10 protein-coding genes are annotated in these 13,086 nt (G+C 46.3%); 9 read left to right on the top strand and 1 reads right to left on the bottom strand.

Annotated features, from left to right (window positions below; all coding sequences use genetic code 11):
- The first annotated feature begins 6 nt into the window (after positions 1–6).
- Both recJ and ABTV53_RS21875 read left to right on the top strand, forming a co-directional pair.
- Positions 7–2,415 (top strand): single-stranded-DNA-specific exonuclease RecJ, encoded by a 2,409-nt coding sequence (recJ, locus tag ABTV53_RS21880; RefSeq protein WP_433746444.1) that lies wholly within the window; start codon positions 7–9, stop codon positions 2,413–2,415.
- A 37-nt stretch (positions 2,416–2,452) separates the two neighbouring features.
- Positions 2,453–2,965 (top strand): adenine phosphoribosyltransferase, encoded by a 513-nt coding sequence (locus ABTV53_RS21875; RefSeq protein WP_215074543.1) that lies wholly within the window; start codon positions 2,453–2,455, stop codon positions 2,963–2,965.
- 154 nt (positions 2,966–3,119) lie between these two features.
- Here ABTV53_RS21875 and uraA read toward each other — a convergent pair whose 3' ends face one another.
- Positions 3,120–4,436 (bottom strand): uracil permease, encoded by a 1,317-nt coding sequence (gene uraA / locus ABTV53_RS21870; RefSeq protein ID WP_433746441.1) that lies wholly within the window; start codon positions 4,434–4,436, stop codon positions 3,120–3,122.
- 373 nt (positions 4,437–4,809) lie between these two features.
- Between uraA and ABTV53_RS21865 the strand changes: the two genes are divergently transcribed.
- From ABTV53_RS21865 to hisS, 7 genes are all read left to right on the top strand, one after another.
- Entirely contained in the window at positions 4,810–6,987 is a 2,178-nt protein-coding gene (locus ABTV53_RS21865) for a RelA/SpoT family protein (RefSeq protein ID WP_433746438.1), read from the top strand.
- 12 nt (positions 6,988–6,999) lie between these two features.
- Positions 7,000–7,461 carry a D-aminoacyl-tRNA deacylase gene (gene dtd / locus ABTV53_RS21860; RefSeq protein WP_127551050.1) on the top strand — a complete coding sequence of 154 codons (462 nt, stop codon included), beginning with the start codon at positions 7,000–7,002 and terminating at the stop codon, positions 7,459–7,461.
- Between the two features lie 76 nt (positions 7,462–7,537).
- A complete protein-coding gene (locus ABTV53_RS21855; protein WP_433746435.1) occupies positions 7,538–7,705 on the top strand; it encodes a hypothetical protein in 168 nt (55 codons plus the stop codon).
- 265 nt (positions 7,706–7,970) lie between these two features.
- Positions 7,971–8,477 (top strand): type 1 glutamine amidotransferase domain-containing protein, encoded by a 507-nt coding sequence (locus ABTV53_RS21850; protein ID WP_433746432.1) that lies wholly within the window; start codon positions 7,971–7,973, stop codon positions 8,475–8,477.
- A 104-nt stretch (positions 8,478–8,581) separates the two neighbouring features.
- A complete protein-coding gene (locus tag ABTV53_RS21845; RefSeq protein WP_215074538.1) occupies positions 8,582–9,028 on the top strand; it encodes a hypothetical protein in 447 nt (148 codons plus the stop codon).
- Between the two features lie 617 nt (positions 9,029–9,645).
- Entirely contained in the window at positions 9,646–10,914 is a 1,269-nt protein-coding gene (locus ABTV53_RS21840; protein WP_433746429.1) for an SEC-C metal-binding domain-containing protein, read from the top strand.
- A gap of 820 nt (positions 10,915–11,734) precedes the next feature.
- Positions 11,735–12,988: a histidine--tRNA ligase gene (gene hisS / locus ABTV53_RS21835; RefSeq protein WP_433746426.1), complete on the top strand. Its 1,254-nt coding sequence runs from the start codon at positions 11,735–11,737 to the stop codon at positions 12,986–12,988.
- Positions 12,989–13,086: the final 98 nt, after the last annotated feature.

Below are 13,086 nucleotides of genomic sequence, written 5' to 3'. Positions count from 1 at the left end.
TTATCATTGCTTTATTCGCAATACCGGTGGAATACACCGAATATCGATTTGGAGGCGGCTGCGGGACTCTCGCAGGCGCTTTCCGTTTCACCTCTTGTTGGACGTTTGCTGGTGAGTCGAGGAGTGCACAATGAGAAGGAGGCTGAACGTTTTTTGCATCCTGACCTGAATCAGATGCATGATCCCTATCTGCTACTCGGCATGAATGAAGCTGTGCCACGAATCAAGCTGGCATTGGAGCGGGAAGAACATATTTTGATCTACGGGGATTATGACGCTGATGGCGTATCCAGCACATCACTCATGATCCATTTGATGCGTCATCTTGGGGCTTCATACGATATATATATCCCTCATCGCTCGAATGAAGGGTATGGATTGCACAACCATGCGTTGGATTGGGCGCATCAACAAGGCGTTTCATTAATTATTACTGTGGACACCGGAATCAGTGCTGTTGACCAGATCGCCTATGCGGCAACGCTGGGCATCGAAGTCATTGTGACAGATCATCACGAGCCGCCTGAAATTTTGCCCGAAGCCTTTACACTCATTAATCCGAAACTTCCGGGATGCCCGTATCCTTTTAAAGGTTTGGCCGGAGCGGGAGTAGCCTTGAAGCTCGCTCAGGCATTAATCGGGGAAGTGCCGGGTGAATGGATGGAGATTGCCGCCATCGGTACCGTTGCCGATCTGATGCCTTTGGAAGGGGAGAACCGGGTTATCGTCAGTTATGGAATAGAATCGATGCGTGGTTCACGTCTTCCCGGTGTAAGTGCATTGCTGGAAATCAGTGGTGTGGATCAGAGTCAGGTGACTTCGATTAATATTGCCTTTGCCATGGCTCCTCGTATTAATGCCAGTGGACGTTTGGATCATGCCGGGAGAGCGGTATCGCTTCTCACCACCGAGAATCTGGATGAAGCTCATACGCTTGCAGGCCAGCTTGATCTATTGAATCGGGAGCGGCAGCAAGTCGTAGAAGGTATATTACAAGAAGCAACGGCACAGTTGGAACAAAAGATACAGCTTCGTTCAGGATCCGTCCCAGATGTAATCGTATTGGCCGGGGAGGGCTGGAACGTCGGAGTGGTTGGTATTGTGGCTTCCAAATTGCTGGAGCGTTATTACCGACCTACACTTATCCTTGGGATCGATACAGAGAGCGGTGTTTGCAAGGGCTCTGCGCGTTCGATTGAGGGCTTGGATATCTATGAGGCGCTGACAGTCAATAAACACACCATGGATCATTACGGGGGACATCCTGCTGCAGCAGGTATGACCCTGCATCGGGATCAGCTGGAAGAACTTGAGGCTGGTTTGAATGAGTTTGCTGCATCTGTGTTGACCGAAGAGGACTTTGTACCTCAGCGTCTTGCGGATGATGAATGCAGAATCAGTGATGTTCCACTGAAAGTGATTCAGGAGATCGACAGATTGCAGCCTTTTGGGATGAGCAATCCTTCGCCACGGTTTGTATTGAGAAGTGTGACTGTGAAGGAAACCAGAACGATGGGACGAGAGAAACGCCATCTGAAACTGGTTCTGGAGCAAGATGGCCAGCAACTGGAAACCGTTGCTTTTGGCAAGGGAGCGTTAGCGGAGTTCCTTCTCCCGGGTTCCGTTATTGATGTGATGGGTGAGTTGTCCATCAATGAATGGAATGGGATGAGAAAGCCGCAACTTATGCTCCAGGACATTCATGTTCCTCAGGTCCAAGTGTTTGATATGCGCGGTCATGCCGAGCCATTGAATGCAATGAAGCATTTCTTGAGCTCCCTTGAGGTGCATCTAAGATATAAATCAGGTTCTGTTGGTGCTATAGTTCGGAAAGAAACAGATGTTCCCGAGGGAAATTCATTGTATGAACCTTGCCTTTGGGTATATGATAGAAAGGTCGGGTTATTTCCGTGTAATGCTGCTGCACAGCATTATGGACAGGAACAAGTCCGGACGTTATTTGTGTTTGATACGCCGGAAACCCCGGAACAACTTGATGCCATGCTGGCTTTGTTCAGTGGAGCTGAGAATATCATCCTTCTGCACGGATCAGGCAACCGCCGAGATCGCCTTCAGATGCCTTCCAGAGACCTCTTTAAGCGTATTTATATGCAGGTGTTGAAATGGAAAGCTGAACCCGTGGAGGAACAAGAGATTACTCCTGTACTTAGTCGTCAGTGTGGTTGTTCGCCGCGCATGATTACGATGATGTTGGATGTATTCGAAGAGTTATCCTTCATTACCCGTGATAACGGCAAAATTGCGTTTGTGGACAACCCGCCTAAGCGTGAACTAACCGCTTCACGTCATTACCAGGCGCTCGAAAATATGGCCGAGATAGAACAGGTGATGCTGGATGCAGCCACACCGCAACTGACACAATGGATGATATCCCGGATGAAGGGCGTATCTTAGATGGAAGTTTGTCTATTTATTTTAGGAGGAGATTATTTTGGATTTTAAAGATTATATTCGTGTCATTCCTGACTTTCCACAACCGGGAATCAGCTTTAAGGACATTACAACATTGTTGAAGGATGGAGAAATGTACCGCAAGGCGATCAATGAACTGAAAGTGATGGTTTCTGATCTCAAAATTGACGTCATTGCTGGACCTGAAGCACGTGGTTTCGTTGTGGGCGCCCCTCTGGCGTACGCTCTAGGAGTCGGTTTTGCTCCGATTCGTAAAAGTGGAAAACTGCCTGGAGAGACGATTGAGGTCGGTTATGATCTCGAATATGGCAAGGATACACTCGCTATGCACACAGATGCGATTGAGAAAGGACAAAATGTCCTGATCGCAGATGATCTGCTCGCAACGGGTGGAACGATTGCAACTTCCATCAACTTGATTGAACAATTGGGTGGAAAAGTTGTCGGTGCTGCATTCCTGATCGAGCTGTCTGATCTGAATGGTCGTGCTAAATTGCCTGAAATCGATGTATTTACATTGATGAACTATTAAGCTGAAATCTCCACATGTACCGCTGTGATGAAACATGAATTGCTTTTTCCGTTTCCCGGGAAATAATATACAGCATTAATGATTGTGAAAAAGCCTGTTCCTCCATCTTTTAAGGTTGGAGAGAACAGGCTTTTTTGTTGTATATACGATGGAATTAATCGGGCGTTTTTTCAGTGATAGGCTGTTTTTGCGAATCGTCATTTAACCAACCCAGTACTTCAAACAGTTTGAACAACAAGCTCATCAGGATTCCAACGATGGTTGCCAGTGCCATCCCTTTCAGATGAATACCGTAGAAGGTAACTTCTGTACCACTTAGCCCGATGACAAGTACAAGTGTAGTAAGCAGCAGATTGGTCGGTTTGGCAAAATCGACTTTCTGTTCAACCAGAATACGCAGACCGGATGCTGCGATAACACCGAACAGAAGCAAGGATACCCCACCCATAACAGGCACAGGAATGTTAGCTACAAGCGCGGAGAATGTTCCTGAGAAGGAGAGCACGATTGCAATAACCGCTGCACCACCAATGACATATGTGGAGTATACCCGAGTTAGTGCCATAACACCGATATTCTCACCATAGGTTGTATTGGGAGTAGATCCTACAAACCCGGAAAGAATGGTGGAGACCCCGTTACCAAGCAGAGAACGATGAAGCCCAGGGTCTTTCGAGAGATCTTTGCCTACAATGCTGCTCGTTACAAGCAAGTGTCCAATATGTTCTACAATAACCACGAGCGCTACAGGTAAAATGGTGAAGACAACAGACCAGTCAAATGTAGGAGTGGTTACGGTTGGCAGTGAGATGAAATCTGCGTTTCCAATAGCCTGTTTATCAACCAGACCCATAGAATAACCAAGAATATAACCGACTACGATACCGATTAGAATATGAATGATTTTGGGGAATCCTCGGAACGTTACGGCTCCAATGACAGTGATTCCGAGCGTGGCCATGGATAAAATAATGGGTTTGGCCTGAGGCACCCAGTTGGGGTTAGCAACAGGATCAGAATTAATCAATCCGGCCATTTGCGCTGCAACCGGTACAAGCTCAAGACCGATCAGAGCAACGATGGCGCCCATAACTGCTGGAGGGAAGACGACGTTAATCCATCCGGTACCCGCAAATTTAATAATGAGGGCCACGAGACAAAAAACAAGTCCTGTTATGATAAAAGCTCCAAGTGCCATGGAGTAGCCATTCTCTGGATGTTGTTTTAATACCATTGTGACAGGAGCAATAAAAGCAAAACTGGACCCAAGGTATGCGGGGATCTTTCCTTTACACATCAGTATGTACAACAATGTTCCAATTCCGTTCATCAGCAGGATCATACTTGGATCAACACCGAACAGGTTCGGTACAAGCACTGTACTACCAAACATGGCGAACAGATGCTGAAGGCTAAGCAGTGAACCTGAGCCAAGTGGCATCTTTTGATTAACCTGAATTTCGCGTTGCAATGAATTTCATCTCCTTTTCCGAAACACAAACTTTCAATAGATTACAGAGTTTCTCTTAATTAAGCAATAACATTTTTGACGTAGCAGAGTGATGGAATTTATATTTTCATGAATTTTCCTTCTATTTCAGCAAATAACGGCAATAATACATAAGAAATAAAAAATACATTCTATGCCTTGTGAGCCATAGGGAAACGGGTTGGAAGTAATACAGGTCACCAATATAAAAATTGGATAAGCGCTCTTATCCGTCAGCAGTTGACGGGAAACGGGCGAAGCGTCATAATTATAGGAAATTACTTTTACGGGGAACCTGTGTTGCAGCAATGTCACGGGTTCCATTTGGTATAGAAAGGACACGGAACAGATCAGAATGGGCATAGAGCAATTACTCGAGAAGGCCGGGGCATATATCAAAGAACCCGATCTGGTGCGCATACGAGAAGCTTACGAATTTGCTGATCAGGCCCACCATGGACAGACGCGAAAATCGGGAGAACCGTATATTCTGCATCCGCTTGCGGTTGCCGACATTGTTGTGAACATGCAGATGGACACCATCTCCATAATAGCAGCGCTTCTTCATGATGTAGTAGAGGATACTACAGTCTCACTTGAAGAGATCCGCAATCATTTCGGCAATACGTGTGCCATGCTTGTTGACGGCTTGACGAAGCTGGAACGTATTAAGTTCCGCTCCAAGGAAGAACAGCAGAACGAGAACTACCGCAAAATGTTCATCGCCATGGCGCAGGACATCCGTGTCATCGTGATTAAATTGGCTGACCGTCTGCATAATATGCGGACACTCAAGTTTCAGTCGGAAGAAAGCCAGCGCCGTATTTCATATGAGACGCTGGAAATTTTCTGTCCGATTGCGAACCGTTTGGGTATCTCTGCAATCAAATGGGAAATGGAGGACATCGCCCTCCGTTATTTGAATCCGCAGCAATATTACCGTATTGCGAACCTGATGCACAAAAAGCGTGCCGAACGTGAGCAATATATTGATACCGTTATGGATGGAATTACGAACAAGCTCGATGAGATGGGCATTCAGGCAGACCTTTCGGGCCGCCCGAAGCATATCTACAGCGTGTTCAAGAAAATGACGACCAAAAACAAACAGTTTAACGAAATTTACGATCTGCTTGCCATTCGTATTATTGTGGATAATATCAAGGATTGTTATGCTACCCTGGGAATTATACACACGTTATGGAAACCGATGCCTGGACGCTTTAAAGACTATATTGCGATGCCGAAGGCAAATATGTACCAATCGTTGCATACAACCGTAGTTGGTCCCAATGGCGAACCAACGGAGGTACAGATTCGGACATGGGATATGCACCGGACTGCTGAATTTGGTATCGCTGCTCACTGGGCATATAAGGAAGGCACAGCGGCAGGTCCGCAATTCGAAGACAAAATTACGTTCTTCCGCGAAATTCTTGAACTCCAGAATGAAGCACAGGATGCTTCAGAATTCGTTGAATCACTCAAAATGGATTTCTTCTCGGATCTGGTATTTGTATTTACACCAAAAGGAGAAGTCATCGAATTGCCGATTGGCTCTGTTCCTTTGGATTTTGCTTATCGAATCCATACGGAGGTTGGTAATCGGACCATTGGTGCCAAAGTGAACGGTCGAATTGTTCCGCTTGACTATCATCTGAAGACAGGTGATATCATTGAAATTTTGACGTCAAAACATTCTTACGGACCTAGCCAGGACTGGCTGAAAATTGCGAAATCTTCTCATGCACGAGCGAAGATCAAACAATGGTTCAAGAAGGAACGTCGTGAAGAAAACGTTGAAAAAGGTCGGGAGAGCTGCGAGCGTGAACTGAAACGCATGGGGCTTGATCCTTCTGCGTGGATGACGGATGACAAGTTGATGGAAGCTGCCAAAAAATATGCGTTTAACGATATTGATGACATGCTTGCGGCTGTTGGATTCGGTGGGATTACTGCTGCACAGATTGTAACCAAAGCAACCGAAAAACTGCGTAAAGAGCAGGAAGAGTCCAGTTTGCTGGAATTAAATTCCGAGATGCGCGAGCTGAAACCTGCACCTGAGCGTAGAAATCGACCAACCAACGGTATTCGTGTCAAAGGCATCGATAATCTGCTTGTTCGATTCGCACGATGCTGTAATCCTGTACCTGGGGATGACATTATCGGATACGTTACACGCGGACGCGGCGTTTCCGTACACCGTAGTGACTGTCCAAATATCCCGACAAGTGCAGACGGAGAAGAAGCAGCACGTGTGATTGAGGTCGAGTGGGAAGAGAATATCGAAGCGAGTTACAGTGTGGATATTGAGATTACAGGCCATGATCGGAATGGTTTGCTCAACGAGGTACTTCAGGCTGTATCCGAAAGTAAAACTAATATATCTGCCGTTACAGGACGGACAGATAAAAATAAATTAGCATTGGTGCACGTCACAATTCTGATTCGTAATACGGATCATCTGCAATCCGTTGTAGAACGGATCAAACGTGTGAAAGATGTCTATTCGGTGCATCGGATTATGCAGTAAGGAGCCTGTAAGATGAGGGTGCTTGTACAACGCTGTAAAGAGGCTCAGGTGACCGTGGGAGACGAGCTTACAGGTAAGATCGAATCCGGATTAATGCTGCTCGTGGGCATTACCCATGAGGACACCGAGAAGGATGCCCAGTATCTGGCTGACAAAGTAAGTGGGTTGCGGATATTCGAAGATGATCAGGAGAAGATGAATCTCAGCCTGCTTGATGTAGGCGGTGCTGTATTGTCTGTTTCCCAATTCACCCTGTACGGAGATTGTCGCAAAGGAAAGCGTCCGAGCTTTGCGGCTGCGGCCCGACCTGAAGCGGCAGAACTGTTATATGAAACGTTTAATCAACTACTACGGGATAAAGGTATTCAGGTTGAAACCGGTCGTTTCGGAGCGATGATGGATGTAACATTTACCAACTGGGGACCCGTGACTTTGATGCTTGAAAGTCCGGTTCGTCAGGAACCACGTGCATAATTTCATGGGGTTCAGGCCATAATGAGGGATAATTCGTTGATGACTATTTCATGATCAAAGGAGTATCCATCCAATTATGCGCCAATCTGCGAAAGAAACACGTGCACGTACAGAACCTTTGTTACTCCCTGGCAACCTGTATGAATCCTTGCATCTTGCCCGTGCGGCTGCTGAGTGTGTTGCAACGATCTGGGCACTTCAGGATTCGGACAAGGGGAAGCAGAGTCATCTTCCGCGATCTTGAATGTTTACACAGGGATATAAATGTCGATATTTGGATTGTACAGATTCTGAAAAAGTCCTGATTCCTTACCGAATCAGGACTTTTTGTCATGAGATGATTTTTTTAAGTATTCGTTCGACGACTTCGTTACAAAATGAAATTACATTGAATTGTTATAAATTGCTCTGGTGAGGGTAATAACAAAACGAGGCACAACGAAGTGCCAATGTACTGCAAGACCCGATTTTATAAAGAAAGTTCGAACACGGAAAGGAGAACATACGTTATGAGTAAAGTTGCTTTTTTATTGGCGAATGACTTTGAAGATTCGGAGATGCAGGTCCCGTATGACGAAGTAAAAAAAGCTGGACATGAAGTGGAGATTATCGGATTAAAAGCCGGTGAGACCCTTAAAGGTAAAGGAGGAAAGGCCTCCTATACCACAGATAAGGCGATCGCTGATGCATCCGCTTCAGATTATGATGCAGTCGTGATTCCTGGTGGATCATCCCCTGAGAATTTGCGAACTGATGCGCACATCCTTAAGTTTGTCACCGAGATCGATAGTGCGAAGAAACCAATCGCAGCGATCTGCCATGGTCCGCAGATTTTGGCTAGTGCCGGTCTGTTGAAAGGCCGCACGATTACATCCTATCCCCCACTTAAGGATGACATGGTAAACGCAGGAGCAGAGTTTAAGGATCATGAGGCCGTTGTGGATGGAAATTATATTACATCTCGAACGCCTGAAGATGAGCCAGCGTTTGTACGTGAACTGCTAAAGGTTATATAACTTCAGCCAGTACAACTGATATACATTGATGTATCTTAACTACGTTACATCGTGACGTTTACAAACTTCACGTTGCATTTCATTCCGAAAAAGGAGGGGTTGACATGACAAAACATATTCAGGCGTATTTTCGAACCGAAGACGAGGCAGAGGGAGCAAGAACTTCACTTCAGACGTTCCGTACAGAACATTTGGAAGTAGGTCAACTCGATAGTGCGATAGGTAGAGACACGCGTGTTATGGTACCACTGGTACCATATAATACTGCGGGTGGTGTAGGCACTAACGGAGCAATGGGTGTCGGTGCCGCTCCCGGTGTTCCAGCCAGCGAAAATGTGATCCCTGTGGTATCCAATGTAGATCGTGATGCAGAACGGGACTCTCGTGACAGAGTGAATGAGGATGGAGACATGCTGGATGCTGCGGACGTGTCTTCGGCTGATTATGATGATCTGCACTATGTTCTGTCTGCCAAAGTAAGGGATGAGGATTATGACGAGATTGTTCATAAGCTTCGTTCCAACCATGCCTATGTGGAAGAGCTGAATTAACGTGTAGATACATCTTGTCCCTTGCACTGCTTGACTACAGAGCCGAGCAATGTGCAAGGGTTTTTCAATTATAAATATATAAAAAAACAAAATATAAAGCGCTATCATTTTTGTAATATTACTGTAATATTAGTTACATAAGCCTTTAACATAGTGGGCTTATAATAACACACATGACCCCCTTTTTTTATATATCCTTTGAGCCTGCACACCGTGTGCAGGCTATTTTTTTGAGCTGGGAATGTATATGTTTTGGGCGAAGCTTACCCCTTTAATCAATTTTTGCTAGAATAGAGAAATGGGTTTGAATTTTCTAAAGCGAATTGTTCTCATAGTTGGGCTACATTGGATGGGGTATATCAAGCTTCCTGCGATTGGCTCAGGCAAACCAATCCTAAGACAGAGAGTATGATTAGTTCATTGCCAGAGTGATCGGTCATATTCCAGATGAACATATACTCGCTGAAACGGCCCCGCCCTTATATAAGGGCGGGGCAGCCGTTTCTGCTTGATCGCTGGAAATTGAAAGGTATATAGAATGCCTCGTTTGAGAAATGAAAGCTATAATGCTGTTCTCATGCGAATGGCTTAGAGACAGATTTAAGGGGGAATTAGTTTTGAGTAAGGTTGGAAGAAATGATCTATGCCCATGTGGAAGCGGGAAAAAATATAAGAAATGTTGTCTGGACAAGGAGTCCTCTACGGTAGAATCCGTACTGCGGCTGATATCAACGGAGCAGCCGGTCCGCGAAGCCTCGATTCAATCTGAGAGCAAGCTTACCTTGACCAATCTGAAAAAGATGGCGGCGAGCGAACTGAAGTGGGAGCATCCGACTCACGAACAGCTGGCCCTGCAGCTCATTGAGAACATGAGGAACGAATATGAGCGGGAGCTGATTTTGGAAGCTCTGATGTTATGGAACGGGTACTCCCGCCAGACTCGTCCTACTGTGAAGAAGACAGGCTCATTCTGTGCCGCAATTGAATATTTACTGTCCGAGGAATACGGCTTCCATGTCTCCAAGGCCGAGCTGGCAGATAAATATGAGGTGACGACAGGCACAATCTCCCGGAAGGTTAAGGAAATGTATAATTACATCGAAGAATACGGTATGGGCGGCGAAACAGACGAGCTGATGATCCTGAACAGCCCAGGTACATCAAAGGACAAAGCGCAGGCTCTGCTACATAAGACGCTGGAAGCCAGTTCTGCCAAACGCAGAATACAGCTGGCGAAAACCGCGCTGGAGATGTATCCTGACAGCTCTGATGCGTATCTTATTCTGGCTGAGGAATCGGACAATGAGCATGATGCGCGGGCTTACCTTAAGGCTGGAATCGCTGCTGGCAAACGCGAACTGGGTGAGCTGTTTTTTGAGAAGAACAAAGGGCACTTCTGGGGACTTCATGAGACTCGTCCATATATCCGGGTATGCAAAAGCTACGCCGAATCTTGCTGGTTTGGGGGAGATACCAAAGAAGCGGCGCAAATTCTGAAGCATATTCTAGAGCTTAATACGGAAGACAATACCGGGGCACGTTACCTGCTCGCTGCGGTGTATTTGTACAGTAACCAATTGGATCAGGCGGAGCAATTGCTGGAGGAGTATGGAAAAGGTGACGCCGCAGCTGCCTTTGCCTATGACAAGATCATTCTGGAGTATAAGAAAAACGGAATCACCTCCCAGCTCAAAATGCTGTACCGTGTGGCCCGGGGTGTGAACAAACATGTGCCTGATTACCTGTTGGGTTTGAAACGGCTGCCGCATAACCTCCCTGACTTTGTTGGAATGGGCGACTCCGACGAAGCGATTGCTTATGTCATTATGCATTCCCGTTTATGGGCGAGCGTTCCGGATCTGTTGAAGTGGATGCTAAAACAATAGAGGAATAAGAAACGAATAGAAGTTGGAATTCATATGATGAATCCAGCTTCTACTAGCCGTATTTTTTGTGGACTCCTCATCCTATGCTGCGTGTGAGCAAAAATTTTTTAGAGCTATCTTTTCGTGTTAACCCTTGACTTTAGCACTGCGGTTCATTACAATCAGAAAATAATACGTTGACTATAGTCAATACAAGTCGATATTTGAACTATATTACTGATTTGATGACGGGACCAAGTACTCCGTGCCCACATGACCAGAGAGGAATCCCCAGGCTGTAAGGATTCTCTTGATGAGCGGACGAATGACTTCCCCGAGAACAGACGGCGAACACAGCAGAGATGATCTGTTAACCAGTAGCCGGCCTGCGCAGGACGTGCGTTACACGTAGAGCGGAATATCTGCTTGATCAGAATGCCTTAGGCAAACCTGAATCACAGAGATCACCTGAACGGCTAAAGTGTCAGGTTTCCGGAATGTGGGTGGTACCACGGGTGAATGTATATTACACAATCTCTCGTCCCTTTGTTTGCTGTATACACAGCGACAGGGCGAGGGATTTTTTTGTTATATAAGTTGATTTAAGAGAAATACACGAAAACGGAGAGGGCAGAAAAAACCTGTAAAAGCGAAGCGTTCGCCTAAAAGCTTTCTGAAAGAAAGCTTCATCGGAAGCATATGCTATCACCGGATTTCCACATTATAAAATTAATTCAAAAAATCTGGGGATAACAGCGATTGTAAGGTTGTTCTGCCCGCGCAGTGATCACGTGTAGAATTTTTTAACTTTTAGAGAAAAATCAATGCTGGAGGGATCAAGATGGCTTTTCAAAAACCGACGGGAACGCAGGACTTACTGCCTGGAGTTGTCGAGAAATGGCAGTACGTAGAAGAAAAAGCACGAGATCTGTGTCGACGGTTTAATTACCGTGAGATTCGTACTCCGATCTTCGAACAGACTTCTTTATTTGTACGCGGTGTAGGAGAAACTACCGATATCGTTGAGAAAGAAATGTATACCTTTGATGACAAAGGCAATCGCAGCATGACTCTTCGTCCGGAGGGAACAGCGGGTGTTGTCCGTGCGTATGTAGAGAATAAAATCTACGGCGAACCGGATGTGAGCAAGCTCTATTACATCGGTCCGATGTTCCGGTACGAGCGTCCGCAGGCAGGCCGTCAGCGTCAGTTCCACCAGTTTGGTGTAGAAGCCATCGGTGCGCTGGACCCGGCTATTGATGCCGAAGTAATCGCACTGGGCTACCAATTGTGCGTGGAGCTCGGCTTGAAGGATGTTAAAGTGGAGATCAACTCCGTGGGTAACTCGACCAGTCGTGCAGAATACCGCGAGACGTTACTTGGGTTCCTCAGACCGATGAAAGACAGCTTGTGCAAGGATTGCCAGTCCCGGATGGAGCGTAATCCGCTGCGTGTACTCGACTGCAAAGTCGATCAGGACAAATTCGTTGGGGCACCGTCCATACTGGATAGCCTGGATGAAGAGTCTTTGAATCACTTTGCCAAGCTGCAAGCCTACCTGGATGATTTCGGAGTAGATTATGCTGTGAACAATCGTCTGGTACGCGGCTTGGATTATTACACGCTGACTGCTTTTGAATTAAAAGCCCAAGGGATTGGAGCAATTGATACGGTTGGCGGCGGTGGTCGATACAATGGTCTCGTTGGAGATATCGGCGGACCTGATCAGCCGGGTATTGGCTTTGGTATTGGTCTGGAGCGTATTCAACTGATTCTGGAGCACCAAAATATTGAGGTTACTACGCTGGCTCCACTGGATGTGTACTTTGTTGCTCTGGGAGAGGCTGCTGATCGTGAAGTGAACCGTCTGTTGTTCAAACTTCGTCAGTCTGGACTGTCTGGAGAGCGTGATTATCTGGGCCGGAAGATGAAAGCACAGATGAAATCAGCTGACCGTTTCAAATCCCGCTATACGGCCATCCTTGGGGATGACGAGCTGGAGCGTGGCGAGATTGCCCTCAAGGCGATGGATACAGGTGAGCAACAAACCGTGAAGCTTGATGATCTGGTAGCAGCAATTCGCGAAGGTAACTAAGACGAATTGTACATCAAGATTAAACATTCACGTAAAACAATTGATCCGGCAAAATTACTGAGGTTCACCGACGATTCCGACGAATCGAAAGTTGGTGA

Origin of the sequence: Paenibacillus amylolyticus, assembly GCF_050990605.1 — a bacterium.
GTDB classification, from domain to species: domain Bacteria; phylum Bacillota; class Bacilli; order Paenibacillales; family Paenibacillaceae; genus Paenibacillus; species Paenibacillus amylolyticus_H.
This window is presented reverse-complemented; position numbering and strand designations above follow the sequence as displayed.

Excerpts from the sequence above, each read along its gene's own strand:
- ABTV53_RS21865 (WP_433746438.1), top strand. The coding sequence starts at position 4,810 with ATGGGCATAGAGCAATTACTCGAGAAGGCCGGGGCATATATCAAAGAA.
- dtd (WP_127551050.1), top strand. The coding sequence starts at position 7,000 with ATGAGGGTGCTTGTACAACGCTGTAAAGAGGCTCAGGTGACCGTGGGA.
- ABTV53_RS21855 (WP_433746435.1), top strand. The coding sequence starts at position 7,538 with ATGCGCCAATCTGCGAAAGAAACACGTGCACGTACAGAACCTTTGTTA.
- ABTV53_RS21850 (WP_433746432.1), top strand. The coding sequence starts at position 7,971 with ATGAGTAAAGTTGCTTTTTTATTGGCGAATGACTTTGAAGATTCGGAG.
- ABTV53_RS21845 (WP_215074538.1), top strand. The coding sequence starts at position 8,582 with ATGACAAAACATATTCAGGCGTATTTTCGAACCGAAGACGAGGCAGAG.
- hisS (WP_433746426.1), top strand. The coding sequence starts at position 11,735 with ATGGCTTTTCAAAAACCGACGGGAACGCAGGACTTACTGCCTGGAGTT.